General features: G+C 43.7%; 25 protein-coding genes and 4 pseudogenes. 16 read left to right on the top strand and 13 right to left on the bottom strand.

Features of this window, described 5'->3' with window-relative positions:
* Nucleotides 1-12: 12 nt before the first annotated feature.
* Complete coding sequence (locus NSQ39_RS10360; protein WP_254416503.1) at nucleotides 13-555, bottom strand: RraA family protein; 543 nt, start codon at nucleotides 553-555, stop codon at nucleotides 13-15.
* Nucleotides 556-560: 5 nt separating this feature from the next.
* Between NSQ39_RS10360 and NSQ39_RS10355 the strand changes: the two genes are divergently transcribed.
* From NSQ39_RS10355 to NSQ39_RS10345, 3 genes are all read left to right on the top strand, one after another.
* A complete protein-coding gene (locus NSQ39_RS10355; RefSeq protein ID WP_175077289.1) occupies nucleotides 561-1,172 on the top strand; it encodes a TetR/AcrR family transcriptional regulator in 612 nt (203 codons plus the stop codon).
* 622 nt (nucleotides 1,173-1,794) lie between these two features.
* A complete protein-coding gene (gene ybaK / locus NSQ39_RS10350; RefSeq protein WP_046132466.1) occupies nucleotides 1,795-2,277 on the top strand; it encodes a Cys-tRNA(Pro) deacylase in 483 nt (160 codons plus the stop codon).
* A 300-nt stretch (nucleotides 2,278-2,577) separates the two neighbouring features.
* Nucleotides 2,578-3,033, top strand: coding sequence for a hypothetical protein (locus NSQ39_RS10345; protein ID WP_052948559.1), 456 nt, complete (start codon nucleotides 2,578-2,580; stop codon nucleotides 3,031-3,033).
* Between the two features lie 604 nt (nucleotides 3,034-3,637).
* Here NSQ39_RS10345 and NSQ39_RS10340 read toward each other — a convergent pair.
* Nucleotides 3,638-3,706: pseudogene (locus NSQ39_RS10340) on the bottom strand (putative holin-like toxin); the annotation flags it as partial.
* 243 nt (nucleotides 3,707-3,949) lie between these two features.
* On the opposite strand from NSQ39_RS10340, the gene NSQ39_RS10335 reads away from it, so the two are divergent.
* Nucleotides 3,950-5,299: an amidohydrolase family protein gene (locus NSQ39_RS10335; protein WP_216899024.1), complete on the top strand. Its 1,350-nt coding sequence runs from the start codon at nucleotides 3,950-3,952 to the stop codon at nucleotides 5,297-5,299.
* 46 nt (nucleotides 5,300-5,345) lie between these two features.
* Here NSQ39_RS10335 and NSQ39_RS10330 read toward each other — a convergent pair whose 3' ends face one another.
* From NSQ39_RS10330 to NSQ39_RS10320, 3 genes are all read right to left on the bottom strand, one after another.
* Nucleotides 5,346-6,023, bottom strand: coding sequence for a YqeB family protein (locus NSQ39_RS10330; RefSeq protein ID WP_236809869.1), 678 nt, complete (start codon nucleotides 6,021-6,023; stop codon nucleotides 5,346-5,348).
* Nucleotides 6,020-6,604 (bottom strand): TetR/AcrR family transcriptional regulator, encoded by a 585-nt coding sequence (locus NSQ39_RS10325; protein ID WP_046132469.1) that lies wholly within the window; start codon nucleotides 6,602-6,604, stop codon nucleotides 6,020-6,022. Before NSQ39_RS10325 ends, NSQ39_RS10330 begins: the two co-directional genes overlap by 4 nt.
* Nucleotides 6,605-6,776: 172 nt before the next feature.
* A complete protein-coding gene (locus tag NSQ39_RS10320) occupies nucleotides 6,777-8,081 on the bottom strand; it encodes a glycosyl hydrolase family 8 (RefSeq protein WP_175077286.1) in 1,305 nt (434 codons plus the stop codon).
* 1,448 nt (nucleotides 8,082-9,529) lie between these two features.
* Here NSQ39_RS10320 and NSQ39_RS10315 point away from each other — a divergent pair.
* The gene (locus NSQ39_RS10315) at nucleotides 9,530-9,706 is read left to right on the top strand and encodes a hypothetical protein (protein WP_046132471.1); all 177 of its coding nucleotides are present in this window, start codon (nucleotides 9,530-9,532) and stop codon (nucleotides 9,704-9,706) included.
* Between the two features lie 190 nt (nucleotides 9,707-9,896).
* Here NSQ39_RS10315 and alr read toward each other — a convergent pair.
* A pseudogene (alr, locus tag NSQ39_RS10310) lies at nucleotides 9,897-11,079 on the bottom strand (alanine racemase).
* A 324-nt stretch (nucleotides 11,080-11,403) separates the two neighbouring features.
* Nucleotides 11,404-11,685 (bottom strand): hypothetical protein, encoded by a 282-nt coding sequence (locus tag NSQ39_RS10305; protein ID WP_046132472.1) that lies wholly within the window; start codon nucleotides 11,683-11,685, stop codon nucleotides 11,404-11,406.
* Between the two features lie 141 nt (nucleotides 11,686-11,826).
* On the opposite strand from NSQ39_RS10305, the gene NSQ39_RS10300 reads away from it, so the two are divergent.
* On the top strand, nucleotides 11,827-12,537 hold the full coding sequence (locus NSQ39_RS10300) for a DUF421 domain-containing protein (protein ID WP_046132473.1): 711 nt from the start codon (nucleotides 11,827-11,829) through the stop codon (nucleotides 12,535-12,537).
* A gap of 170 nt (nucleotides 12,538-12,707) precedes the next feature.
* On the top strand, nucleotides 12,708-13,376 hold the full coding sequence (locus NSQ39_RS10295) for a YoaK family protein (RefSeq protein WP_046132474.1): 669 nt from the start codon (nucleotides 12,708-12,710) through the stop codon (nucleotides 13,374-13,376).
* Nucleotides 13,377-13,602: 226 nt separating this feature from the next.
* Here NSQ39_RS10295 and NSQ39_RS10290 read toward each other — a convergent pair whose 3' ends face one another.
* Nucleotides 13,603-13,941 (bottom strand): hypothetical protein, encoded by a 339-nt coding sequence (locus NSQ39_RS10290; protein WP_175077285.1) that lies wholly within the window; start codon nucleotides 13,939-13,941, stop codon nucleotides 13,603-13,605.
* 211 nt (nucleotides 13,942-14,152) lie between these two features.
* Here NSQ39_RS10290 and NSQ39_RS10285 point away from each other — a divergent pair, with 211 nt between their 5' ends.
* Entirely contained in the window at nucleotides 14,153-15,538 is a 1,386-nt protein-coding gene (locus NSQ39_RS10285) for an MFS transporter (RefSeq protein WP_175077284.1), read from the top strand.
* A 354-nt stretch (nucleotides 15,539-15,892) separates the two neighbouring features.
* Nucleotides 15,893-16,204 (top strand): YbjQ family protein, encoded by a 312-nt coding sequence (locus tag NSQ39_RS10280; protein ID WP_175077283.1) that lies wholly within the window; start codon nucleotides 15,893-15,895, stop codon nucleotides 16,202-16,204.
* A 44-nt stretch (nucleotides 16,205-16,248) separates the two neighbouring features.
* On the opposite strand, the gene NSQ39_RS10275 is transcribed toward NSQ39_RS10280, so the two are convergent.
* Together NSQ39_RS10275 and NSQ39_RS10270 are read right to left on the bottom strand one after the other, a co-directional pair.
* A complete protein-coding gene (locus tag NSQ39_RS10275; RefSeq protein ID WP_175077282.1) occupies nucleotides 16,249-16,890 on the bottom strand; it encodes a TVP38/TMEM64 family protein in 642 nt (213 codons plus the stop codon).
* A gap of 35 nt (nucleotides 16,891-16,925) precedes the next feature.
* Nucleotides 16,926-17,942, bottom strand: a complete 1,017-nt coding sequence (locus tag NSQ39_RS10270) for a serine hydrolase domain-containing protein (RefSeq protein ID WP_175077281.1) — start codon at nucleotides 17,940-17,942, stop codon at nucleotides 16,926-16,928.
* Between the two features lie 476 nt (nucleotides 17,943-18,418).
* On the opposite strand from NSQ39_RS10270, the gene NSQ39_RS10265 reads away from it, so the two are divergent.
* The 3 genes and pseudogenes from NSQ39_RS10265 (at nucleotide 18,419) to NSQ39_RS10255 (ending at nucleotide 22,089) form a co-directional block, all read left to right on the top strand.
* On the top strand, nucleotides 18,419-19,603 hold the full coding sequence (locus NSQ39_RS10265; RefSeq protein ID WP_175077280.1) for a macrolide family glycosyltransferase: 1,185 nt from the start codon (nucleotides 18,419-18,421) through the stop codon (nucleotides 19,601-19,603).
* Between the two features lie 469 nt (nucleotides 19,604-20,072).
* Nucleotides 20,073-20,465: pseudogene (locus NSQ39_RS10260) on the top strand (amino acid permease); the annotation flags it as partial.
* 68 nt (nucleotides 20,466-20,533) lie between these two features.
* A protein-coding gene (locus tag NSQ39_RS10255; protein WP_231947364.1) for an IS3 family transposase occupies nucleotides 20,534-22,089 on the top strand; the annotation gives its coding sequence in 2 pieces (ribosomal slippage) (nucleotides 20,534-21,191 and nucleotides 21,191-22,089; 1,557 coding nt in all).
* Nucleotides 22,090-22,143: 54 nt separating this feature from the next.
* On the opposite strand, the pseudogene NSQ39_RS10250 reads toward NSQ39_RS10255, so the two are convergent.
* The 3 genes and pseudogenes from NSQ39_RS10250 to NSQ39_RS10240 all read right to left on the bottom strand — a co-directional run.
* A pseudogene (locus NSQ39_RS10250) lies at nucleotides 22,144-22,338 on the bottom strand (DMT family transporter); the annotation flags it as partial.
* An 11-nt stretch (nucleotides 22,339-22,349) separates the two neighbouring features.
* The gene (erbA, locus tag NSQ39_RS10245) at nucleotides 22,350-22,667 is read right to left on the bottom strand and encodes an SMR family multidrug efflux transporter EbrA (RefSeq protein ID WP_046132488.1); all 318 of its coding nucleotides are present in this window, start codon (nucleotides 22,665-22,667) and stop codon (nucleotides 22,350-22,352) included.
* 247 nt (nucleotides 22,668-22,914) lie between these two features.
* Nucleotides 22,915-23,160, bottom strand: coding sequence for a hypothetical protein (locus tag NSQ39_RS10240; protein WP_175076115.1), 246 nt, complete (start codon nucleotides 23,158-23,160; stop codon nucleotides 22,915-22,917).
* 130 nt (nucleotides 23,161-23,290) lie between these two features.
* On the opposite strand from NSQ39_RS10240, the gene NSQ39_RS10235 reads away from it, so the two are divergent.
* From NSQ39_RS10235 to NSQ39_RS10220, 4 genes are all read left to right on the top strand, one after another.
* Nucleotides 23,291-23,695, top strand: coding sequence for a YmaF family protein (locus NSQ39_RS10235; protein WP_175076114.1), 405 nt, complete (start codon nucleotides 23,291-23,293; stop codon nucleotides 23,693-23,695).
* A gap of 110 nt (nucleotides 23,696-23,805) precedes the next feature.
* Nucleotides 23,806-24,750 carry a tRNA (adenosine(37)-N6)-dimethylallyltransferase MiaA gene (gene miaA, locus NSQ39_RS10230; protein WP_175076113.1) on the top strand — a complete coding sequence of 315 codons (945 nt, stop codon included), beginning with the start codon at nucleotides 23,806-23,808 and terminating at the stop codon, nucleotides 24,748-24,750.
* 40 nt (nucleotides 24,751-24,790) lie between these two features.
* Nucleotides 24,791-25,012: an RNA chaperone Hfq gene (gene hfq, locus NSQ39_RS10225; RefSeq protein WP_006640257.1), complete on the top strand. Its 222-nt coding sequence runs from the start codon at nucleotides 24,791-24,793 to the stop codon at nucleotides 25,010-25,012.
* A 150-nt stretch (nucleotides 25,013-25,162) separates the two neighbouring features.
* The gene (locus NSQ39_RS10220) at nucleotides 25,163-25,375 is read left to right on the top strand and encodes a hypothetical protein (protein ID WP_046132492.1); all 213 of its coding nucleotides are present in this window, start codon (nucleotides 25,163-25,165) and stop codon (nucleotides 25,373-25,375) included.
* Nucleotides 25,376-25,595 lie beyond the last annotated feature (220 nt).

The raw sequence follows: 25,595 nt of genomic DNA, 5'->3' as shown, positions 1-25,595 counted from the left end.
GTTTATACTCAGTTATTTGGAAATGACTGAATCTAAGTATTTGATCGTCGCTTCTTTGTCGCCAGAAATCGATGATTCCCGTTGTTGATCTTTGAGCAGCTTTTCCTTGGCTTTTTTTAGCGTTTCTTCTTCTAATTCCTCCGGGACCACAACAACGCCGTCTGCATCTCCGACAATAATGTCACCGGGTTTCACTGAAACACCCCCGCAAGAAATTGGAACATTTAATTCGCCTACACCCGCTTTACCGCTTGCAGCGACAGTTGTCCCTTTACAAAAAACAGGAAAATCCAATTCCTTTATCCCCTTCATATCCCGGATGACTCCATCCGCAACAATGCCGCCTAATTCCAGTGTTTTGGCCATGCCGACGACAAAATCTCCTGCGATTGCTCTGTATTCATCGCCTTTGGCATCAATTACAAGAATATCACCAGGTTTTGCTGTTCTAATGGCTTTAAGTACGGCTGCATTATCACCAACGGGCATCTTTATCGTAAAAGCTCTTCCGCTAAGGATGTATTCTTCTTTTAGCGGCTTAATGCCCGGATGCATCACAAATGCTGAAAGAGAACGATGAACTAAATAACCGAATATTGGAGACTGCTCTATCTCTGTTTAATGAGCACGGAATTGAACACGTAAGTATGCATAAAATCGCTAAAACGGCAGAGGTCGGACAAGCAACTCTTTATCGCCGCTATGCGAATAAAAGCAAATTATGCATTGCTTTAATGGAGAAGAAATTTAGCCGCCATCAGCTTGAGTTACAGACTTACCTCAAAAATAAAAGGGATCAACCAGTTTATAAACGTTTACTATATTTGCTTGTACAGCTCAACCTTATCGTTGGGGAGCATTTAGATTGGATGAGGATGTTAACGACATCTGGAACGCTTGAAGAAACGAGCAGAGATGTCTATAGCACCTGTTATTATAAGAAAAACCATCAACTGATTTATGAATTATTAGAAGAGGCAAAGAGCAAAGGAGAAACGAACATTACTGACATAAGATTGACCTCTTTTATGTTAGCTTCTCCGATTTCTCCGGAATTAATGTTTTATTTACATGATATGGGTTATTCCCTTAGGGAGATTGCTGAAAATTTCGCTAAAATACAACTCGATCCGTTATTCGCAGAGAACGGTGGCACAGCATTAAGGATATGAAAAAATTTTGATGTCAGATATCCGTTTAACAGTCTTCTTCCGCCAAGCACGCAAGAAAGGATTAGGATAAGATTGGCAATAAGTATGCGATTCCGTTTCCGTATCTTTGCTGACCGGCTTTCTCTTCAACAGTTGGAGAACTTTTTTATAGAGTTTGGCTTCAGACCCGCTTGGAAATATGGTTTGGACCGTGGCCGGCTATCTTCCTTACATCCTTTGGGCAAGCTGGCACATGGTGCTTCAGGGCAATGGTCAAGGGATTGTCGATGCTACAGCAGTAATAGCTAACCACGGTGTCACAGGTATTCAATTAATACCGAGTTCCAAACAATCCAAAAAGGCGAAGATCAAAATAAAGGTGTTCCCATGTTTTGTTATGTTTATAAATGATGCCGTGTTAATTATCTTTTTTTCTGATCGGGTCTTATAAGGCGGGTGCTCCATATGTGCGGCTTGTAAAAGTTAGGACTCATCTGACTATCAGTGAGTTCTATTTTTATATTTTGGGAGGCCGGTTAGTAGAATATGGTTGTCACTCATGTTAGTATATATATGGTTATTTCTTGGCTGCAAGTAAAAAGACGTCAATAAATTTAGGAACTTTTTTTAGTAGGTGAAGAGCATGGCGAAAAAAATGGCAAAAACAAATGCAGTTCGTTTGATTGAACAGCAAGACATCTCCTATGAGCTATTAGGTTACAAAACAGAAGCCGGGCAACCGGTAGATGGCATCACTGTTTCTGAAAAAATTGGTTATTCTTGCGAGTATGTATATAAAACCTTGGTTGCAACGGCAGGAGCCAAGCATTATTACGTCTTTGTTGTACCCGTTGCAGAGGAGTTAGATTTAAAAAAGGCGGCAAAGGTAATAGGCGAGAAGAAACTGGAAATGGTTGCTATGAAGGAACTTCTGGGGTTAACCGGCTATGTCAGAGGCGGCTGCTCGCCGATTGGCATGAAAAAATGGTTTCCGACATATATTGATGCAAGCGCAGAATCGCTTGATTTTATGATTGTCAGTGCAGGGAAAATCGGCATGCAGCTAAAATTAGCTCCACAAGATTTAGCCGAAGCATGCCATGCAAAATTTGCAGCAGTCGTTTAATCAAATAACCATTCCCTTAAAATACGACTTCATACATATTGAATATACTTGTTCAGATGGCTCACCTTCCTTGACAGGGCAGAGCTTTTTTGACCATAAATTTTTCAAAACGTCTTGAAAAAACATAAAAATAAGAATAGATTAGGAATAGATGATATATAAGGCGAATTTTGATTATGAAGCGTGAGACGCTGTCTGTTTCGCGCTTTTTTGTTTGAAAGATAAAACGGAATAGGGGCAATCTGCTCGACGCCTAGGAGGATAGAATAACAGCAGGTCAACTGTTTAGGAGGTTTTAAAATGGATAGTAAACGGCGCGCTAAGCGATTTATCATGTCATTGGTGGTTGCCGGAATCACTTTCACAGGAATGTTTGTCTTAACGGGTAAAGCCGAGGCTGCTTGGTCAGGCTGGCAAACCAGGAGCGGATACACCGCAAAAGTGTATACAAATGCCGCGGCTTATACGACAAAAGACCACTCTATTAAATGGAGAATCAAGAAGAGAGGCAATAAAAAGCTTTATTATAAAGCTTATATCTGCAAATGGATAAACCGCGGCTTATATAGCGCGGGGAGTGTGTCGGGATCATTTAAATCCACCACCCCAATCAAAACATTTAAAGTGAAATCGGTCAGAAATAAGCTGGGCAGCGGAACGTATATCGTCCGCGTATTCGTTTTCAAAGACTCCAAAAAGAAAAAAATAATCGGAAGCTTTAACTCTAAAAAAATTCGGATTACAGAAGGGATTTAAATAAGGGGCTTCCCTCTGACTGAGAGAGAAGAATGGTGAATGACATTTTTGTCATACGATAGAGACATAGAAAATGAATGTGAATTCCAAGAGGGACAGCATGTGGCCGCTTATCTTTTGCACATGATTTGTGCAGATGACAGGCGGCCGCTTTTTTAATGGACAGATCCCCATCATATTTGCTTGTTTTGCAAATTGTTAAACCAAAATAAATATTTTAAAGCCGAGGAAAACAGAGCTGCCATTGGAAAGACGGAACGTCCGCCATTAGTATAAAGTCTTATTATAGCAGGAATATGGATAAAGACTTCTTGTTGCCAGATGAAGCTCATGCATACGGCCGGTGAATTCCGACTCTGCCAAAATTGCGTGGCCCGATGCTGGAGACGCTAAGAGAAAGGATTGTTACTTTGAGAAATTAAATGATTTTTTGAACAAACGTATCAAAACATGTTTTTCGCAGTCTCAAATTAGTATCATCATGGTATGAAGTGACCGTTTTAACAGAACTCTTCATTGTAGATACTACATGTATCAAGGGAGGCTCAAACGCAATTTTGGAAATAGACGTTCTCTTTGAACTTTTGCGCGGCTCAAGGGAAGTCTATTTTTCTTTCTTAAACAACACGGCAATTAACATGCCGAACGCAATCATTAAAGAGATTGTTTCGAATTTGTCATGTGCACCGCCCCCTTTTCAGAGGGGATAAGCCAACATCCCTTAAGTGAACCGAAACTTCGCAAAATGAATATTTTAACATATCACCCACAAAGCCGAGGGTGTTTTTTATTATCCGAAGGTGCATATTCATATGATTCACATATTTAATGTTTTAAAATGGTAGATAAGGGGATGGTTTACTGGATTTAAGAACGATCCCCAAGCTTTTACTCTTTTAAGAAAGGGGAAGCCGCCATGCAAAAAACACTTTTTCGGGGTGCAGCGATCGTCACCCTTGATCCGAAGCTTAAAAATATCGAAAAAGGGGACATGCTGATTGAAGGTTCAACGATTGTGGATGTGGCCGAATCAATCCAAGCTTCCGATGCAGAGGTGATCGATGCCTCAAATATGGTGATCATGCCGGGACTTGTCGATACGCACCGGCACGTATGGGAGTCCGTCATTCGGGGAATCGGCGCCGACTGGTCGCTGCAAACCTATTTAAACCGGATTTATTATGGGAATTACGGAGCGATGCGCAGGCCTGAGGATGATTGGATTGCAAATTATTCGGGAGCGCTCGAGGCGCTGGATGCAGGCGTAACCACCTTGCTTGACTGGACGATGATCGAATCGCCTGATCACACGGATCAGCTGATTGCCGGTCTGAAGGAAGCCGGGATCCGCGCGGTATTCGCCTTTGGAACGTCAGGCGATGCGGCATATTGGGACAGAGACAGCACCCTTTCCAACATGGATGAAGCAGAACGGGTGAAAAAAGCCTACTTTCAGTCAAACGATCAGCTTTTGACCATGGGGCTTGCGATTCGCGGTCCTGAGTTCTCATCATGGGATACATCGGTTTTTGAAATCAAAACGGCCCGGACGCTCGATGTTGTATGCAGCATGCACATCGCTTTCGGCAATTGGGGAGCGAAAGACCGTTCAATTGAAAAACTGCATCAAGCCGGCCTGCTCGGTCCTGACTTGAACATGGTGCATGTTAATGCCATTAGTGAAGAGGAGATGAAAATGCTGGCGGCGCACGGAAGCTCAATTTCCGTTACGCCGGAAATTGAGATGATGATGGGACACGGCTATCCAGTCACTGGACTTGCTCTGGAACACGGAGTGCCCCCAACCCTCGGCGTTGATGTTGTCACATCAACGGGGGGAGATTTATTTGCCCAAATGAAATTCGCCCTTCAGGCAGAGCGCGCCAAACAAAACGAAACACTGCTTAAAGAAGGGATCATGCCGGGGCCCGAATTAGGCATATTCGCCGAACAAATTCTAAAAGCAGCAACGATTGACGGCGCGCGGACCTTAATGCTGGATCATAAAATCGGCTCGCTCACACCAGGCAAAGAAGCCGATTTCATCATGGTAAAAACGGACAGCCTCAATTTGCTTCCGCTTTCTGATGTCATAGGGGCTATCGTTCAGTGCGCACATCCCGGCAATATAGACTCCGTATATGTTGCAGGAAAGGCGGTAAAGCGAAATGGAAAATTGCTTGGAGTCGATCTTGATGACGTGAAAAAAAGAGCAGTGGCGGCTCGCGATCATATACTATCCCGCACTCCTGAAGCCGCTTTTTAAAATAAGACAAAACACAGCCCTTCCTAAAAGAAGGGCTGCATCATTTTTATATCATTCTTACATATTGTCTTTTCTCTTCATCTTGAATGACGACTCCAAGTTTTGCCAGATCTTTGCGCAAGATTTTTGCCTCATCATGATTATTGTTTTGTATGGCTCTCTCCCGTGACAGCAAAAGAGCATTTACATGTGGGGGGAAGTCGGGATGATCCTCAACCCAGCGCTGATACTGATCTTTAAAAGGATCTTGTTCTGTCCAATGATAACCGTGATTTTTAAAGGCTTCTGCAACATGTGATTTCTTAGAATCAATTTGTTCACGATACAATTCATTTTGATCAACACCGAGAATAACGAGATGCTTATTCTCAATATAAACTGCATAAATGTCTTTTTTCTCAATGATTTCTTCTTTTTCTTTAAATCTTAATCTCACGTTTTGTTCGGAAATGTAGACTTCAAGAATTTCGTTGAAAACATAATGAGAAAAGAACAAACCGGCAATGATGCCCAATACAGCAGCAATAACCGATACCCATAAGTGATTGAATGTAACAATCAATTCGATAGGTCCTTTAAAAGGAACGAAAGGAATGGTCAAAGCCCAATTTGCAATAGCAGGAAAAAACCACCCAAGAGCGGCCCCGAAAACGGCCGGAATGAGTAAAATGAATGCTTTCTCCAGTTTTGACGGTCCAATATACGTTTCCTGAGTCAATATCATTTCCTTCCTTTCATGGCATGACGAACGGCGAGTTCCCATGTTTCTTCAACATTCATTTCAACGCCCAGCATCATAAAGTTGCTTACATTATCAAGGACAAGCGCGAGGATATGTGCATTCCCTTTCGTATGTTGGGAAGAGACGACGCCGAGTTCAACGCCGTAAGAAAGCAAAGAGTCAAATCCTTCCAGAAAGTGCTGCATCATTGCTTTCAGTTTTTCTTCATATTTTGGTCTGCACACTGCGCTTAAAACAAACTCATGCACCACTTTCAAAGCAGGGGAGCTGTTTTTATATTCTTCAACATAGCGCAGTCCATCTGCTACTAAACGTTTCTCAAAGTTTTCTTTCGTGTACTCATCGATCGGAAAATAAGCAGAGAAATGATGTTCATCAAATATTAAGTGAAAAAGGTGATCGATCAAATGTTCTTTGGACGGAAAATAATGATAGATCGCCGGTTTTGAAATGCCCACCTTTGCTGCAATCATCGATAAGCTCGTACCCTGCAGTCCATGCATGGAAATAAGAGTGAACGCCGCTTCAACAATCGCCTCTTTTGTTTTGCTTTCCTTTTTCAATAAAATCAGCCCTTTTTACAATCTATATATTTTATTTTACTTACCGGTAAGTAAAAAAACAAGGGAGGATATTTAAGGAATATCGAAAGAATTTGGCGGGATTCGCATGAAAAAGCGCAAATTTCCTCAACATCAATAAAACCCTTCTCTGCAGAGAAGGGTCATTTTGATATTACATTTTTTTAGGCATATACATCGTAAATTTGCCGTTTGCCGCCAGGCTGTTCAGCATGTACAGGCAGGATCCGTAATAATCGTCAGGAATATAGGCGCTGTTAAACGCATTGGCAAACCCTGTCCTTAATGAGGCATCGCTTGCTGCAGTCGCGCCGCCTGCATTGGCCGCGACCAGACCCATCGCACTGCCTTTTTTAACGGCCGTTCCATTCAGCATATATTCATGGGCCGTTCTCCCGTAGTTTTCCCGTTTCATAAACGTCAAGAACTTGTTAACCGCTTTTTGCTCGCTGGCGCGATATGCGTTATCTGCCGAGGACCACAGCGTATAATCCATGGCGACATGAGACACCGTCCGCCAGGCATCATAGCTGAAATTGCGGTCTGTTTCCGTTGAGGAATGCGCCGCGTCGCTTACACCGTCGAAGCCGGCTTCATCTGGGAAAAGGCCGGTGGCTGCATTGTTAACGGTTGATCCGTTATGTAGTACGCTTTTAAACGTCGTTTCAGACAAGTATTTTCGGGACTTGTTTTCCGCGTCTTTCCAAAAATACTGTTGGCTGCTTCTGGCACTTTTAGCAAATAGCTCGAAAAAAGCCGGCACATGATACGAAGGATCCGTCCAATTGACATAAGGGCCGAATCGAACCATCGCATAGCGCGGATCATTGCCGTTTTTAATAAAAATCCTTGATTCCTTGCTGGCGTTTGCGTATTCACCGTCACCGGCCAAGGCGTCAAGCATGTCCTGGGCACGCGCTTTGTAATCATACGGGTATTGTTTATCTCCCCAGCGGCCGGATGCCATCATGAGGGCTGCAGCAAACCAGACTTCGCCGTCAGATGCTACGTTCTGATCAATTGTTTGCACGTCAGAGCCGTTCGTTTTCATATGCCAGCGATGATAGCCGTACAAGCTGTCATTTTTGTCGGTATGGCGCATATATTTGCGGACGAAATCCCACAACCTTTGGAATTTATACTCATCATTCATTTGCAGAGCGATCATCATCCCGTAGCTCATGCCTTCCGTTTTGACGCTGTAGTAGCCATTGCCAAGGTCATCGTCCAACGTCGAAGCGATGTAAGCCGAACCGTCTCTCATATAATGAAACAGCGAGCCGCCTTTCCCATCGCCTTTTGCATCAAAATATTTTTTGTAAGCCTGGTTCAAATTTGTTTTGCCGGTTGTACCGAGAATATCCGGAGTCCTGGAATGTACGGATGCCACGGCTGTTTGGGCAAAAGCTGCAGAAGGCATGTTAAACAAACAAAGACAGCCGCGATCCATTTTAAACATTTACGCTTCATTTCATTCTCACCTTTCTAAAATTTGTCATGATGACAGACTAATATTAATTAATAGGGCTGGGAGTGTATAGATGATATTGAACTATTTTGTTTGGGCCGAAATGATTGATTTTACTCGGAGGGGCGAGGCGGCATAAAATTGAATGGGGGAGCGGAGTTGGTGATTCAAACGAATAGAAATTACTATTGTAGGAGATACAAAAGTAGTAATAAATATTGAAGAAGTAGCGGTGTTTGTTGAAGAAATACAAAACACTACAAATAAAAAAGTCGTCCATTAATGAGCGGCTTATCTTGCCTTCCTTTTAGTCCAGGTTCTTTCGCCTTGCTTAAATCTTCCTTGCCGTCATAAGTTAATAAGATTTATAAAAATAATGAACGTTTGGATTGTTTTTATAAATTACCCGATCCAAAAATTTTATTGCCAAAACATTTATCTCGCCCTTGGAAAATGCGGAAAATTTTAAAGAGAGAGGGGAGATACAGGTGCTAAATTCCTCTTATTTCTTGATATCCCATGTTATACTGAAAACCTAAATTGTTTCCTTACTGTATAAGCAAAACGAGAGGGGAAATAAACAGAAGTGTTTTACATATTTATGTTACTTTATATAATCGCGGTACTTTTACTTAATTTTTTAAATGATTTAAGCAATGTCGTTTTAACTGTTTTGTTTACTATTTTCATTGGGGCGCTAGTGATTTATAGAATTGTTGAACGAAGCAAAAGGTAATGGGGGAAATTCCTGATGAATGGTGAATGATGCAGTTCTTCAACCGAAAAAGAGAGCTACTTTTTAGCTCTCTTGCCTGTCTTACTATCCCATGAAAACAGAGAAAGAAGTAGATCCAGCAAACCCACTATGAGTTCCAGTACCCACATCACTTGTCACCTCATCGTAAATATCGGCAAATATGTTACCTTCATTAACCTGACTTCTTGGTGCTATTCCATTGAGACAGAGACATGACATAGAATAAAGAAACAATAGAACCAATGATAAATAATGTCCCAACCATCAGTTTTGTCAGTGTTCTCATATTACATCTTTTAGTCGTATAAGAGAGTATAAAAGAAAGTTATTTACAATGATAGGAATTTCATAAGATTTTAAAGAAAATTTAAGCTGATAAGCATCGTTTATAACAAATCTGTAAGGGAGGCCGTATAGAGAAAGAAAAGGGCTGAAATGAGCTATGGACTAAACTTTAAAAAAATGAATGGATAGTAAAAACAAAGTATTCATCAGGGGAATTAACTCAATTATTCGATTTTTTTGTAAAGCCATAAAGAAACATGTTAGGGTTAATGTGTTTAAAAATTTTAAATAATTATCCAAAGGATATAGTTTTATTTTTCGTATATGTAAAAATTTAAGATTCTCGGGTGGCAATCAAATATGCACCGAGAATCAATTGCTAAACGGGGTGAACTTAATGAACAACAAGAAAATTATTTTTGATATTGTGATGTACATTATTTTCGGTGTAATAGGTCTTTATTTAGTATCAAAAACTGATTTTGGAACTGGAGTATTTGTGTTTATTGCAATTTTATACCTCGCTGCAATTGCTTATAAAGTAAAGCAAGTATTTAGTAATTCTGATTCGTAAAGTGTAATATGAGGAGGGAATTACAAGAAAAGTAAGGATGCCTGACACATTTTATAAGTTATGATGTATACTCGAAGTGATTTTGTTCTATTCAAAAGCAAAACCCCCTCTAGGGAAGGGATCTTGATTTTGAATAAAAGAGGGATTTTAACGTACAACCTCGCATCTGCAAAAATAACTCTACAAATATCTACACGTATAGTACTGGAGTTGACACCTTCATAATCTCGCCATCCCTTATAAAAAAACGGGGGATGCGGCGGCTTAATGTAGAGACGATTTCATAGTTAATCGTGTTAAGCATTTCAGCGACTTCATCAACGGAAATCTCGGCTCCTTTTTGCTTGCCGTAAATCACGACTTCTTCTCCTTGTTTACCTTCACCGTTCTCTCCTAAACTGACCATGATCATATCCATTGTTACTCTTCCCGCCACTGGCACTCGTTTTCCGCGATGAAGAACAAATCCGCGATTGGAAAGGGCACGGGAATAGCCGTCAGCATAGCCGATCGGGAGCGTAGCAATTACTTCATTAGGTTCTGCGACATATGTAGCACCATAGCTGACGGTTCGGGGTTCTGTCCGCATGGTTTTCACATAAGCGATGCGCGCCTTTAAACTTAATGCAGGCTCAAGCTTAACAAGGCCTAGCTGCTTGATATATGTTGAAGGATATAACCCATATAAGCCTATACCTAAACGAATCATATCAGCGCTAAACTCCGGGAAAGCGATGGCTGCAGCCGTGTTGCACATATGGACGGTGGGCAGCTCAATGCCCTGTTTTTTTAAAAAGCTGAGAAAACTGATAAATTTTTCGTGCTGCAGTTTGGTGAGTGTTGTGTCCGGTTCATCAGCTGTTGAAAAATGTGTAAAGATCCCTGTCCACTTGAGGAATTCGCTTGCCTTTAGCGCTTTCACTACTGCTAAAAGTTCTTCTTTAGTGCGTACACCTAATCGGCCCATGCCGGTATCCACGTTAATATGAACAGCCAGCCGGTTAGCGCTCGCTTCTTTTTCCAATATCTCGTTTGCTTCTTTAATCCAATCAACCTGAAATGCTGATAATGTTATATTCCAAGCCGCTGACTTCTTCACACAACTAAGGGATGTAAAACCAAGTACAAGGATAGGCGCTGTAATTCCCGCTTTTCGTAAAACGATTCCTTCCTCCACACTGGCTACAGCAAGCTCACTCGCCCCGTGTTCCAGTGCATGGCGCGCCACTTCTACCGACCCGTGACCATAAGCGTCGCTTTTACAACGGCCATAATTTTGCTCTTATTTGGAATATGGTGGCGAATCGCTCGTAAATTTTTTTTATCGCATCAAGATTGACTTCGATCCAAACTTCTCGGCAAAGCTTATTCATCAACGATTCCTTCCTTCCTATAAAATAGTAAAACTCACTGACATCAATGGTAGGGTCTCTCTTAATCTAATTTTTATTCAACTTTAGCTGAAATCATTCAACAGTAAACCCATGATATATGAGAGGATCTCATCGATGCCCTGTAATATGACTGAAAAAACATCTGAGCAAAAATCATCAGCCTAAGTTGATGTGTTCGTTATTCATTAGCCTTCATATGAAAATAGCTAGAAGGCCGCGGGTAAAGTTTATTGGTAACATCTATTGTGAATCATGCATGAGGGAGGCTTCTTGCAAAAACAATCTTTTCTAAGTCGTACGCTGTTATGTCCGGCTTTGGTTCCGAAACGATGTAACCGTTGTTTTCAGCGATGCATACGATCCGATAGCGGCATAGCCGTAGAAACCGCCCATAAAGATACCGGCTATGAGGCTGTGCCGATGGCTGATGCAGACAGATATAATCAAACCGAGAGCCAGGGAAACTGTAGGCACATACTTTTTTGGAACCTTTAAAAAGATTTTGATGAGCTGTGTTATGAAGATGATAATTGGTACCGCTGTAACAGCATCCCATACATTCGTATGTATAATCGGGAAATCCATAAAAAGCACCACCTCACGAAATAGTATTCCTTTTTGAACAGGAAATATTTCAATTTTTCCGCTGGGACGGCCGACAGTATATATTTTTTTTCCGGTGTCCAGACTGGTTGTAGTGTCTATCCAAAAGATGGGGTGAAACCTGTGAACGAATATATCGATCTCATTATTCGGGCGGTTATTGCTTTTGCGATTTTATTGGCGGGATCAAAACTGCTAGGGAAACAAACGATTTCGCAAATGAATATTTTCGATTTCATCGCATCGATCACGCTCGGAGCGATTACCGCGAATTTGACTTTCAATTCCAATATTAAAATCCACCACCATGTAATAGCTTTTTTTATGTTTGTGGGCGTCATTTTGGCGACAGCGTACATCTCGATGTGGAGCCAAAAAAGCCGGACGTTTTTTGCGGGTGATCCGACAGTGGTGATTCAAAACGGAAAAATTCTCGAAAAAAATATGCGCAGCATGCGCTACACCGCGGACTATCTGAATCAGCAGCTCAGGGAAAAAGATATTTTCAATATTGAAGAAGTGCTCTTTGCCATTATCGAGACTAACGGCGAATTAACCGTACTAAAAAAACCGCAGTTCCGGCAGGTGACAAAACAGGATTTATGGCTTTCGGCTGCACCTGAATCGAAGCTTCCGATCGAATTGATCATGGACCGGAAAATTAAGAAGGACAATATGAAAGAAAATCAGCTTACCGAATCATGGCTCATGTCTGAACTGCAAAAACAAAACACCGCATTGGAAGAAGTATTTTACGCAGTCTTATTGCCTAATGGAAAAGTTTATATCGATACATACAAAGACCATATCCAATTCCCGGTTGATAAAGAGTAAGGTTACATCCCTAGCTGGTTTCTTTCGGCCCGATACGGTCATCATTATGGTAAAATGGTACTCGTGTGAAAAAAGCAAATGAATGAATCGGCGGAGAATATCGTGTCTTCCGCCGATTCACCGTTTCGCTGTTCATGCCGAAAGGTCTGTTTAGAAAGGATGGAATCACATTGAAAGCTGCGTATTATCGCTACATCATGCTTTTGCTTCTCTGTTTGACCGCAGGGATAGTAGATGTAATAGGGTACTTAAGCATCGGCCACGTCTTTACCGCCAACATGACTGGGAATATCGTACTGCTCGGACTGGCCCTCGGAAACTCTCTCCAAAAAACCGCCATGTATTCTCTCATCGCATTGCTCGGCTTCATCATCGGCGTAATCATTGCGTCTTTGATAGCCGGTAAACAGGAAAAATCCTTCTGGCCGTCATCCGTAACGACAGCGCTAATTGTCGAGGGGGGCGTTTTGCTTCTGTTTGCATGTCTGTCATCATTGCAAACGTCAGCAGACATATTGATTATACTGCTCAGCATTGCGATGGGGCTTCAGACAACTGCGGCTAGAAAGCTCGGTATCGCCGGTATTTCAACAACTGTCTTAACCGGGACGCTGGCCAACTTTTTCGAAGATATAAGCGGACGGTTTTTTAGCAAAAAAAAGCAAAACATTTTACATACAGATGCACTGCTCCGCGCTTTAACGATCGTGCTGTATTGTCTCGGAGCCGTCATTGCTGCGGTTGCCGAACCGGCTTATTCATTTGCGGTGGTATGGATTCCGATCGTCATCATTCTCTGGATCGTTATCACAGCGGGAATCAAGTTTAGAGGGGTTTGAAAATAAACATGCTTTGTACGGGATGAAGCCGGCCGAGGTTGCCCCGAAAAGCCACACCAAGAGGGAAGGGGCTTTTCGGGACTTCACAGATGACAAAACATAAACGATCATACCTTTTGATTATCGATTGTGATGGCGGCCTTGTTGCGCTTGTCATCATTTATGCCTCAATATCAAACTGAAAACGTCGAGCAACACATTGACACCATTCGTTTATTAACGCGGCCTATTCCTGTATTACCGTCAATTCTCCGGTGCCGTAAATAAGTGTGACGGTCTTCCCGTTCTTTTCGTACGTTCCAGCAAGGCCCGTTTGTTCGAGATGATGCCAGCCCTGCTCCGCGATTTTCATCAGGTAAACCGGGCTCGGACCGTTTTCTTCTTTAGCCGGAAAGTAGGTATATGCAACCGCTATTTTCCCCTTCTCGTATTCGTTCGTTTCCTTGATTTTGGCGAACAATGGTACTTGGAATGCCGATTCAGCGGCGGAACTTTTAAAACTGTAAAATAGAAACAAGCCGAGCGATAATAATATAAACATCCACAAAAACAGCGTTTTTTTCATCATTCTATCTCCTTCCACCATATATAGTCGAAAGAATAAAAATAAAGATACATAGATGCACAATTCTTGATTTGGTATATAATGAGAACATCCTAAATAAGGAGGCGTTTTTATGAAGTGCAGAAAAACAATCGGGGTACAAACTAAGGGGGGAAGCGCATCATCTGCCCTATAAACTGCGTGATTCCCCCTGACATGCGGGGGTATCATTTTGGTGGAAAAGGATTTATATTCAGAGACGGAAAAATCCGTTCATCAGGGAAAAACAGCGTTTGGCTGGCTTAGCTTTGTCGCGTTTTTCAGCGTCATGAACGAGACCGTATTTAATGTCGCATTGCCCGACATTGCAGCGGATTTTGGCGTGCAGCCATCCGCGGCCGGCTGGGTGAATACAAGCTTCATCCTTTCGTTTGCCGTCGGCTCGATCATTTACAGCAGAATTTCCGATATGTACGGTTTAAAAAGACCGCTTCTCATCGGCCTCATGACATATGGAGCCGGCTCTTTATTTTGCATGCTTGCACACGCATATTTTCCGGCCGTCATTTTCGCGCGCTTTTTGCAGGGCGCCGGCGCATCGGCCGTGCCTGCGCTGATCATGGTGATGATCACGCGCTTTGTTTGTTCAGAAGACCGCGGAAAATCGTTTGGAATCGTCGGTTCATTGGTGGCGGCGGGGGAAGGCGCCGGTCCGGCGATCGGGGGAATGATCGCCCATTATATTCATTGGTCATTTCTCTTTCTCCCGCCGATGGCAGTACTCTTGTCTGTTCCTTACTTTTCCAGGAGGCTTTCTGATGAAGCGGTCTCGAAACGAAGCATGGACGTTCTGGGGATATGCCTGCTGTCGTTCGGCATTGTGATGTTTGCGCTGTTTACCGCACAATACCGCGCAGTCTATATCGCGGCAGGCGTTCTGGCGCTCTGCGGATTTGCGTTTTACATCCGCCGGGTAAAACATCCTTTTATCGAGCCGTCTTTATTTTCAAATCGAATGTTTGTCGTGATCGTTTTGTCAGGATGCATATTATTGGGAACCGTTGCCGGGTTTATCTCAATGGTGCCTTATATGATGAGAGCCGTATACCATATGAGTGCCGATACGATTGGAGGCGGAATTATATTTCCCGGAACGATCGGCGTCATCTTTTTCGGTTTCCTAAGCGGTGCATTGGTAGATCGGTTCGGCAATCGTCCGGTGTTTTCTCTCGGAATAACACTTATTGCGGCAAGCTTTGTCGCCGCATCGCAAATCGGCGATCGGGCGCCGTGGGTCATGACCGCGCTGCTTGTGTCCACGTTTTGCGGCCTCTCGTTTATCAAAACGGTAATTTCCAGCAGTGCCTCAGAAACTTTGAAGGAAGAGGAAGCCGGGGCAGGCATGGGAATCCTGAATTTCGCCTGCTTCCTATCTGAAGGAATCGGCATCGCCTTTGTCGGCGGCCTGCTTGCAATGCCCAGGTTTGACATTCCATTCCTTCCGGTGATGGGAGATGAAAAGGCTGTGAAGTTCGGTTATATGCTGTTCCTTTTCACAGCTTTTGTGCTGGCGGGCGGCTTGCTGTATGTACTGACTGGCAGACGGAAAAAACGTTGAATTGTTGCTTGAGCGGCTGGGTTTGTAATATTGACCCGGCCGCTTTTTAGCATGCTTGGGACGGCTTCTGCATCATTAACCTTCAAAAGTCGGGCTACTGGTATCACCGGGAGCCCGATGGATCTCGTCATGTCAGATGGCGTACAACTGCTTTGACCGCTTGAAGTGATCCCTTTAAATAGTAGTGCATGGGGTAATTTCGTCAGATGAGATATTTTTGCTGCAGGAAATGAGGTGAACCTTTTCTTTTTAAAGGATTTTTCTGCGAATTTTCAGGAAAACCATCTCAACATTTTTAAAATCTGTCCGATATGATTCATAGATTAAAAATTGTACGGCACAGGAGGAGACCATATGCTTATCGTGACAACGGATACGATCGCGGGTCATAACATACAAGAGGTTAAGGGAATCGTCACAGCGAGCGTTGTTCAATCGAGAAACATCGGAAAAGATATTTTGTCAGGTTTGAAATCTATGATTGGCGGAGAACTGAAAAATTATACAGAAATGCTTGAGGAATCGAAGAGAATGGTGAAAGAACGCATGGTGAAGCAGGCGGAGGAATCGAGAGCAAATGCGATCGCCGGGCTAAGGTTTGAACTCTCTGCAGGACAGGGTACCTCTGAATTAATCGGGTATGGAACGGCTGTCATCATTGATTAAACTTTCGGAGTATCAGGAGCAGGCAGTCCTTAAAACGCCTTATATCAAGGCGTTTTCTCCGACTGTTCCGATCCTTTGCGGCCTGTGAAAAGCTGGGGATATTTTCGATAGATGATGATCATCATGTATATGCCGTAGATGCCGAAGGAAAGCAGCTTATGTTTGCCGAAATTGGCGCCTGCAATCGATATGATGAGAGCGTTTGGGATTTTTCCCAGCGTTGAAGCGGCAAAAAAGACCGCCCATTTGATGTTGCTCAATCCGCAGACCGTATTCATGACAATCGCAGGAATGACGGGGATCAGCCTGCCCGTAAGCACGGCGGTAAAGGCATTCTCGTTAAAATAGCCTTCATACTCACCGATTTTCGGGAATTTTGAGGCCTTTTTTCTTGCCCAGTCCCTGAATCCGTAACGGGACAGAAAGAAAAGCAGCATCGTGCCGAGCATCGATCCTGATAACGTGATCATAAGGCCGCTTCCGATTCCGAAAACCGCACCGTTCATTCCGGCGGTGATGGCAAACGGAACGACAGGGAAAAAGGCGCAGGCCGCCATAAGCAGGATGCTGAATGCGACCGAATAGCTTCCGCCTGCTTTGATCATTTCAAGCCAGGCTTCTTTATGTAAAAAACCGATTATGATGATGGCAATCATCATAGCGATGCTGAGTAGTTTTTTTACCATTCTGATTGTTTCGCTGCCTCTCTTCACAATTTACGTTACATCTTTAACAAAGCGCTTTCCAGATAAGCCAAGATGTCATCGGCTTTTGACAAATTGCAATTGCTGAGCATGATGAGAACCTTCTTTTGATCCATGTAACGGTTGATCGAGCTGATAAAACCGTGGACTTCACCGTCATGCCATATTTTATGCTTATTTTGTTTATTAATGAACCACCCGTATCCGATCCAATTGTTTTGAACGAGCGCGTCTAGCGGACCTTCGCTAACAAAAGCCGGCTTGTTGATACAGCTGTACAAGGCTTCTTTCATCGATTTTTTCGTCACCAACTTCTCAGTATACAGCGCCCGGTCCCACAAATACAAGTCTTCGACAGTCGAGTAAAGCCCGCTTTCCCCATGACCGTATATGATGGGGGCTTGTACCGATCCACGGTTGAGGGCTAGATAACCGACTGTCGGGAAAATATCTTCCGGTGACGTGAAAAACCCCGAGTTTTCCATGCCTAACGGATCAAGTATCAACTGTTGAATGTTGTTTGCATAAGAATCGCCTGTGACGGTTTCGATGATTTTAGCGAGCAGGATATAGCCCGAATTGCTGTAATTAAACCTTTGGCCCGGATTGAATTCGAGCGGTTTTTCCATAAAGTGGGAGATGTATCGGTCGAGTGGAGAAAGCTCTAATTCGATATCGAGCAGTTCTTCCCCCAAAAAGTCCGGAATACCTGATGTATGGCTTAATAAATGTTTGATGGTGATCCTGTCGCCGTTTGGATAGTCGGGCAAATAGAATCGAATGGGGTCTGTTGTGCTCAGCAGCCCTTTTTCTTGCAGCTGCATGACTGCAATAGCGGTAAACTGTTTTGTCAAAGAAGCGATTTGATAGCGTGATGCCGGCCCGTTTTTCATTTTATCCTTGTAATTGGAGTATCCGTAGCCTTTGGACAAAATCACGCCATTGCGGTCGGCCAGCAGGATGCTGCCATTGAAATGATTTTTGGATGCTTGTTCCATTAAATAGGCATCGAGATGATCTGCTGTATATTCCAATAAAACCAATCCTCTCATATTCTATAATTCATTAAGTAGAAAACGGTATGTTGAAAAGGAATGTAAATAGCTGGGCGCGCCAAACATAACATTATAAAAATTTTCGGAGATTTTCCATATTTCTCGGTATAATTTAAGCTAAATTTAAGTAAAATGAAACAAAATTATGACAAAATAGTGTTGGCACTTGGGAGACGATTTGGCTGTTTCCCAGGTGCCTTTTTTATCTAAAATGAAACAAATATAAGGCGGCAGTAATGAAATGAGGAAGAAAGTCGAGGTTGCGCCCGGAGATGAGTCTAAAGATCCTCCTTTTATTTCTTGAGAAAAGGACTATATTAGTATTTTTTAATTTTACTTTAATTTTGAAGGGTTTTTCCTTTATTATCTATAATATGTTCATTACTATGTATTGGAAGAAGCCTTTCGATGCGGCGCTTCAGCTGCAGGCTTAAAACATTGCGGGAGGTAATAAAATGGAACAAAAACATATCGCCATCTTCAATATTCCGGCTCATGGACATATTAATCCGACACTGGCTTTGACGAAAAAACTTGTTGAGCGGGGGTACCGGGTGACGTATCCAGTCACGGAAGAATTCACAACTGCTATTGAAGAAACGGGGGCAAAACCGCTTCAATACCGTTCAACCTTAAATATCGATCCTCGCCAAATTCGGGAAGTGATGAAAAATAAAGAAACGGCACAACAGATGCCGGAAATGTTTAAAAAAGAAGTTGACGAAGTTCTTCCTCAGCTTGAAGCGTTTTATGAAAATGACCGGCCGGACCTCGTCATTTTTGACTTTATGGCGATGGCAGGGAAGATCCTGGCGGAAAAATTTGGGGTGAAAGCAGTTCGGCTTTGCTCGACATACGCCCAGAACGACCATTTTCACTTCAGGGCGATGGCGGAAACGATTCAAATGGGAAAGAACGCAGAACAGCTTCCTGACTTGAATAATGCCAATATTCCGTATTTTGAAGAAATATTTCAGCCGGCAAACCTTAATATTGTCTTTATGCCGCGCGCTTTTCAGCCATACGGTGATACGTTTGACGAACGCTTCCGGTTTGTCGGTCCGTCTCTTGCCGAGCGTAAATTCCAGAAAAAAGACATACCGCTTGTCAAGGATGACGGCCGCCCTGTCATGCTGATTTCACTGGGGACAGCCTTCAATGCCTGGCCTGAGTTCTATGAGATGTGCATCGAAGCGTTCAGGGATACGAAGTGGCAGGTCATTATGTCGGTTGGAAGGACGATCGATCCCGAAAGCTTCAAAGACGTACCTGAAAACATATCGATTCATCAGCATGTTCCGCAGCTTGAAATCCTTAAAAAAGCAAAGCTGTTCATCAGCCACGGGGGAATGAACAGTACGATGGAAGCATTGAATGCAGGCGTTCCGCTCGTCGTCATTCCGCAAATGCCGGAACAGGAAATCACGGCCCGCCGCGTGGAAGAGCTCGGGCTTGGAAAGCACCTGCAGCCAGAGGAAACAACTGTTCGCTCCTTGCAGGAAGCCGTTTCCAAAGTTGACGATGACGCACAAATGCTAAACCGGGTAAAGGACATGCAAAAGAACATCAGGGAAGCAGGGGGAGCGGAAAAAGCCGCCGATGAAATCGAAGCGTTTTTCAAATTGTTGACTGTAAAATAATTATGTAAACAATCATATTTCTGGGGGGACCTTTCGGGTTCCCCTTGATTTTTTCTGCTGCCTTCTGGCGGCTTTCATGGTTTTGAAAAAATGCTGACCGAAGCGGCGATCGCCAGATGGTTTAATAACTTCGCAGAAACCGCTTTTGTCTCTGCATGGCCTGAGTGACCCGGCCGGCATCATCAAAAGGATACAACCATTCACTTGCCCGGTTTAAGTAAATAAATCGTATTGTCTTATGTTGCAGCAAATCCGGGTTCTCTTTTAGCAAAACCTCCTTTTATACCCCGCTATTCGTCTTGTCCTCCCGGCGACCCAGGGCTTTTGTCATCGCGTAGAAGCATCTTAAAGACCGCCTGTTGTTTAACGAAGTCAGAAAGATGCTAAGAAGTATACAGTGCCACATTTTGAACATACTACATCTATTCATGTGTCACTTTTTAGAACGTACTGACTAGGAGGAAGCATTATGTCAAAACAGGGCAAATTCAAAAAAACGATGACATTGCTTGATCTTATATTGATCGGTATGGGAGCGATATTCGGTTCAGCCTGGCTGTTTGCCGTCAGCAATGTCGCATCAAAAGCGGGTCCGGCAGGAAGCTTTTCCTGGATTATCGGAGGGGTGATCATCCTGTTGATCGGTCTCGTGTATGCTGAGCTAGGCGCAGCTTTGCCGCGTACGGGAGGGATTATCCGCTACCCGGTTTATACGCACGGCCACCTTGTCGGCTATTTAATTTCCTTCATTACGATCGTTGCGTATACGAGCCTGATTTCGATTGAAGTAACGGCTGTCCGACAGTATGTGGCCTATTGGTTTCCCGGCTTGACGATAAAGGGGTCTGAATCACCGACGATCATTGATATGCTCCCCTAAAGGTAGACAGATGAAATAAAAAAATCTGTTTGCCTTGGGGGAGTTTTTTCATGGCTGGAAAATGGTTTTCAAAAGAAGAAAAATTGAATATTCTATCAGAATGTGATCAGGGCAATAATTCGGTGAAGGAGATCGCAGAAAAATATGGCATTCATGCCGAAACGATTCGTGAATGGAGAACATCGCATGATATGGCGGGTGTGGAGAGTTTGGAACGTTCAAAGCGCCATAAGTTCTATCCCGCAGAATTAAAATACAATGCCGTGAAAGACTTCTTATCCGGACGCTACTCTCAAAGAGAAATCTCGAGAAAATATAAGATTTCCAGTAAATCCGTACTCATGAAGTGGGTTGAGCTTTATAATGGTCATAAAACGTTAAAAGACAGCGGGAGAGGAAGGAATCGTTTGATGACCAAACGGAAGAACGTTTCATTGGAAGAACGGATTGAGATTGCGAAGGATTGTCTAGCTCATGGAAAGGACTACGCCAGATCAATGGAGATTCATCAAGTCTCCTACCAACAGGTGTATCAATGGGTGAAAAAGTATCAAGAAGGCGGAGAAGAGGCCTTAAAAGACAACCGAGGGAAACGCAAAACCGAAGAAGAACTGACACCTGAAGAAAAAATTCAACGGGAAAACAAACGGCTGGAACAGGAAAATGAGCGTTTGCGCGCAGAGAATGCGTTCTTAAAAAAGTTGGAAGAGATCAAAAGGAGGCGGTTCTAAGTCAGGTTCGGTACGAAGATCGATATCTCGCCATTTTAGAGCTGAATCGAAAAGAAGGCTTTTCTGTCCAAATGTTATGTGAGATTGCCGAAGTTTCGCGCCAGGGGTATTACAAATGGAGGAGCCGAGTACCTTCAGCGAGAGAAAAACAGAATGAAAAGATTATCGCCAAAATGGCGCTACTTCACGAACAAATTGGCGGTATCTACGGATACCGCAGAATGACCTTAAACATGAACCGCCGCTTTAAAGAGCGCCTCAATCATAAGCGCATCTATCGGCTGATGAAAATTGCCAAGCTGGAGTGTGTCATTCGGCGGAAGAAAAAACGTTACGGCAAAGCGACGCCTCAACATGTGTCCGAAAATATCCTGAATCGAGAGTTTAAAGCGGACAAACCAAATCAAAAATGGGTGACTGATGTGACAGAGCTAAAATACGGCCATCGGAAAGCGTACCTCAGTGCCATTTTAGATCTTCATGAGGGAATGGTCGTGTCTTATGTGCTGGGGAAATCCAATAATAACGCCCTTGTGTTTAAAACCTTGAACCAAGCGCTTGAGGCAGCCCCAAACGCACGTCCTCTCCTTCACAGCGACAGAGGTTTTCAATACACGTCCCACCAGTTTAGAAGGATGATTGAAAACGCAAATATGACACAGAGTATGTCCCGCGTCGGCCGCTGTATTGATAACGGCCCCATTGAGTCGTTTTGGGGGAAATTAAAATGCGAGAAATACAGACGGAATTCGTACGAGACATTTGAGGCACTTCAAAGCGCAATTGATGAATATATCCACTTTTACAACCACGATCGTCTACAAGAAAAACTAAACGGCCTCAGCCCAGTGGAATACAGGGCTAAAGCCGTCTAGTGTGTTTTAGTTATTTCCACTGTCTACTTGACAGGGTGCAGATCACATTGATATGCCTGCCCATGTGGCATATGCCGATGACAGGGCGAGCGTTTTTAGAGAAAAGCTGAGAAATGTAAAAGAAGAAGCAAACCCGATCACGACGCCGATTGCAGGAACGGGGGCGCTGAAACCTTCCGAAAGCTTCAGCATCGTGCTTCCGAATACTTCTGAAAGAATGGCCGCCGCTAAAAATAGAATTCCTTTCATCTAATCCCTCCTTACGACAAATTGATCAGCACAACACCCGCAACAAGGCAGACGATGCCAAGCATCGCCCGGCGGTTCAATTTTTCTTGAAACCACAGGACGCCGATGACGGTCGTAAGCACTGTGCCCGCGCCGCTCCATGTCGCATATGAAAGGCTGAGCGGAATGGATGTTAATGTCAGCGACATCATGTAGAAGGCCAGTGCATATCCGATCACAACGAGCACCCCCGGCTGCCATCGCTTAAATCCGTCAGAGACTTTCAGCATTGCGGCGGCTGCCGCTTCGGACAATATCGCGACTAGTAGAAACAGATAGCCTGTGATCATTAAAAAATCCCCCTTCACGAGATTCGGCGGATGTGCTCATCTGAGAGCTTTTTTTTTGAAAGCGTCAATTCAAACGTTTTTAACATTTTCCCCACCTCGCCGAGCGAAAACGCTTGTCCATTGCGGCGAAGGATTTTTAGACATAAAAAAATCCCCCCGCAATGATGTACGGCAGGCAAAGTTCATCATAAATGATCCGAAAGTTCCAAGTCAAGGTAAAAAGGCCCCGTCCAGGGACCTTTTTTGATTACCAATAGTAAGGATACGGTCCGTAAGGATATCCATATCCGAAACCGGGGCCGAGGAGCGCTCCTGCTGTCAGACCGCCTAAAAATCCGCCGAAAAACGGTCCCGGTCCGAAAAACGGCCTGCCGAAGAACGGCCTCCCAAAAAACGGTCTCCCAAAAAACGGTCCGCCGAAAAACGGTCTCCCAAAAAACGGTCTGCCGATGATTCGCTCATCCTCCAAATGATCAAATCCGAAATGATTCATAAAAAAGTCCCTCCAATAATAAAATGATATCTGACTACCATCAATGTATTCCGCCCGGTTGTTTTTGCTTGGGCAGGCGTTTATGCAATGCCCGATTTTTAATGAATCAGCCCGAAAAGGGGAGAAAGAAATGGGATTATATCAGTCAGACTGGTCGAAGGCCCCTGCGCATGCCCATGCATACAGGGCGAGAACGTCTGAAGCCGAAGGCCATATTCATTTGATTGAGGGGTTTACACAGCCGGCAAACGGAAGCAATACAGATTGTCATGTCCATTTTTATTCAGGGATTACGTCCTTTGAGAGAGGACACTATCATAGATACTACGCGATTACGGGGCCTGCCATACCGAGAGCGGACGGTACGCACTACCATGATATCGAAGACACTACTTATTTGGCTTACAGCACAGCTCTCCCGATCAGATACGGAGGCGTCGTTTATGTCGGTGAAGGACGCCGCAGGAAGACGCACAGACATGCATATAAAGGGATGACGAGAGAAGTGGTCGGAAATGAGCCGCTCGGCTGGTAAGGAAATGGAGGAAATGTTTTCCATGGGGCAAAAACGGGTAAAATGAAATAGGTGTTTTTGTGTGTTAAATGGTATAATGGGAGCAGCTTGCTTAAAGAGAGTGATCATTAGTGAATAAAAGGAAACCGCCGGTTATCGTTTTGATCGGACCGACCGCTGTCGGCAAGACGCAGTTAAGCGTGATGCTGGCCGGAAGTTTAAACGCGGAGATTATCAGCGGCGATTCGATGCAGATTTATAAAAGAATGGACATCGGCACAGCAAAAATCAAAGAAGAGGAAATGAATGGAATCCCACATCATCTTCTTGATATCAAGGAACCGACCGAATCTTTTTCCGTTGCTGAATATCAGGAGCTGGTCAGGGAGAAAATGGCTGAAATCGAAAGCCGCGGGAAGCTGCCGATGATCGTAGGCGGAACCGGGCTGTACATTCAATCTGTGCTTTATGACTATTCATTTACGGATGAAGCAAGCGATCCCGCTTTCCGGGCGGAAATGGAGAATATCGCGTCACAAAAAGGATCAGATTATGTGCACGGCCTGCTGTCAGAGCGCGACCCGGAATCGGCGAAAGCGATTCACCCAAACAACACGCGCAGGGTCATCAGAGCGCTAGAAATTCTACATACCTCCGGAAAAACGATGACTGAACATATGGAAGGACAGAAAAGAGAACCTTTGTACAATGCGGCCCTCATCGGGTTAACGATGGACCGCGAAGCGCTTTACGACAGAATTAACAGGCGGGTCGACCAGATGATGGACGATGGGCTTTTGGAAGAAGTGAAGCAGCTCTATGATGAAAAGGTCAGAGACTGCCAGTCTGTTCAGGCGATCGGCTACAAAGAGCTTTATGCATATCTTGAGGGCAGGGAGCCGCTTGAGGCTGCAGTTGAGACTTTAAAGCGAAACTCAAGACGCTATGCCAAACGGCAGCTGACGTGGTTCAGGAACAAAATGGACGTCGCCTGGTTTGATATGACGCCCCCTGTCAAAATTGAGCAGAAAAAACAGGAAATTTTCGCTTATATAGCAGGAAAGCTCGAACTTTAATCGAAACAATATGTTATAGAGAAACAAGGAGGACCAGAATATGAAATCGATAAATATTCAAGATCAGTTTTTGAATCAGATCCGTAAAGAAAATACATTTGTCACGGTCTTTTTACTCAATGGATTTCAACTGCGCGGACAGGTAAAAGGATTTGACAATTTCACAGTATTGCTTGAGACAGAAGGAAAGCAGCAGCTCATATACAAGCATGCCATTTCAACATTTGCACCGCAAAAAAACGTCCAGCTTGAACTCGAATAAGGATTCGCGGCTTCGAAAGACCATGCCCCCTGCATGGTCTTTTTTATGTCCGGGCGGCGCGATGCATACAAATTTACAAAGCAGCCGCGAATCGATAAACTAGGTATTGGTTAACACATAAGTTTTTAAATGCAAAGGAATGAGCGTACAATGAAACCTAAAATTGTCATCAACCATTGGGAAGAAACGTGTGAAGACGAGTCCTGCTACGAATACGGCACAAGCATTCTTGTAAACGGAAAAGAGCTGATCCGCGAGGCATCCATCCTGACGGCCGTTAAATCCGTGCTTGAAGAACTCGGAATCGAAGCCGATATTAAAGAAGTATGCGAGAACAAGTGTTGCGACGCTTACAAAAAATAAGTGAAAAAGTCTAGTCTACTAACTCAATTTTTTTCGTGTTATGATAGATTTCGGTTTGATGAGTAGGGTGAGCGTCAGCTCTCATTCTACTCATATTTCTTTGGCCTGTGGCTCCTCAGCTTGGAGCAAATTGTGAACTTTCTCGACTTGCGTATCAATATATTGTGTTTTTCTGAATGATAGTATACTATATATTGTGTAAGGCGAGTTGAGAGACTCG

It is taken from the genome of Bacillus sp. FSL W8-0848 (genome assembly GCF_038007805.1).
Taxonomy (GTDB): domain Bacteria; phylum Bacillota; class Bacilli; order Bacillales; family Bacillaceae; genus Bacillus; species Bacillus glycinifermentans.
This window is presented reverse-complemented; position numbering and strand designations above follow the sequence as displayed.

Bases quoted from the DNA above. Each gene is read 5' to 3' on its own strand.
- NSQ39_RS10240 (WP_175076115.1), bottom strand. From the start codon at position 23,160: ATGAATCATTTCGGATTTGATCATTTGGAGGATGAGCGAATCATCGGC.
- NSQ39_RS10275 (WP_175077282.1), bottom strand. From the start codon at position 16,890: ATGGTAAAAAAACTACTCAGCATCGCTATGATGATTGCCATCATCATA.
- NSQ39_RS10355 (WP_175077289.1), top strand. From the start codon at position 561: ATGCTGAAAGAGAACGATGAACTAAATAACCGAATATTGGAGACTGCT.
- NSQ39_RS10280 (WP_175077283.1), top strand. From the start codon at position 15,893: ATGCTTATCGTGACAACGGATACGATCGCGGGTCATAACATACAAGAG.
- NSQ39_RS10315 (WP_046132471.1), top strand. From the start codon at position 9,530: ATGAACAACAAGAAAATTATTTTTGATATTGTGATGTACATTATTTTC.
- NSQ39_RS10290 (WP_175077285.1), bottom strand. From the start codon at position 13,941: ATGAAAAAAACGCTGTTTTTGTGGATGTTTATATTATTATCGCTCGGC.
- NSQ39_RS10220 (WP_046132492.1), top strand. From the start codon at position 25,163: ATGAAACCTAAAATTGTCATCAACCATTGGGAAGAAACGTGTGAAGAC.
- NSQ39_RS10305 (WP_046132472.1), bottom strand. From the start codon at position 11,685: ATGGATTTCCCGATTATACATACGAATGTATGGGATGCTGTTACAGCG.
- NSQ39_RS10345 (WP_052948559.1), top strand. From the start codon at position 2,578: ATGGATAGTAAACGGCGCGCTAAGCGATTTATCATGTCATTGGTGGTT.
- NSQ39_RS10335 (WP_216899024.1), top strand. From the start codon at position 3,950: ATGCAAAAAACACTTTTTCGGGGTGCAGCGATCGTCACCCTTGATCCG.
- erbA (WP_046132488.1), bottom strand. From the start codon at position 22,667: ATGATCACAGGCTATCTGTTTCTACTAGTCGCGATATTGTCCGAAGCG.
- ybaK (WP_046132466.1), top strand. From the start codon at position 1,795: ATGGCGAAAAAAATGGCAAAAACAAATGCAGTTCGTTTGATTGAACAG.
- NSQ39_RS10320 (WP_175077286.1), bottom strand. From the start codon at position 8,081: ATGTTTAAAATGGATCGCGGCTGTCTTTGTTTGTTTAACATGCCTTCT.
- NSQ39_RS10360 (WP_254416503.1), bottom strand. From the start codon at position 555: ATGCATCCGGGCATTAAGCCGCTAAAAGAAGAATACATCCTTAGCGGA.
- hfq (WP_006640257.1), top strand. From the start codon at position 24,791: ATGAAATCGATAAATATTCAAGATCAGTTTTTGAATCAGATCCGTAAA.
- NSQ39_RS10330 (WP_236809869.1), bottom strand. From the start codon at position 6,023: ATGATATTGACTCAGGAAACGTATATTGGACCGTCAAAACTGGAGAAA.
- NSQ39_RS10235 (WP_175076114.1), top strand. From the start codon at position 23,291: ATGGGATTATATCAGTCAGACTGGTCGAAGGCCCCTGCGCATGCCCAT.
- NSQ39_RS10265 (WP_175077280.1), top strand. From the start codon at position 18,419: ATGGAACAAAAACATATCGCCATCTTCAATATTCCGGCTCATGGACAT.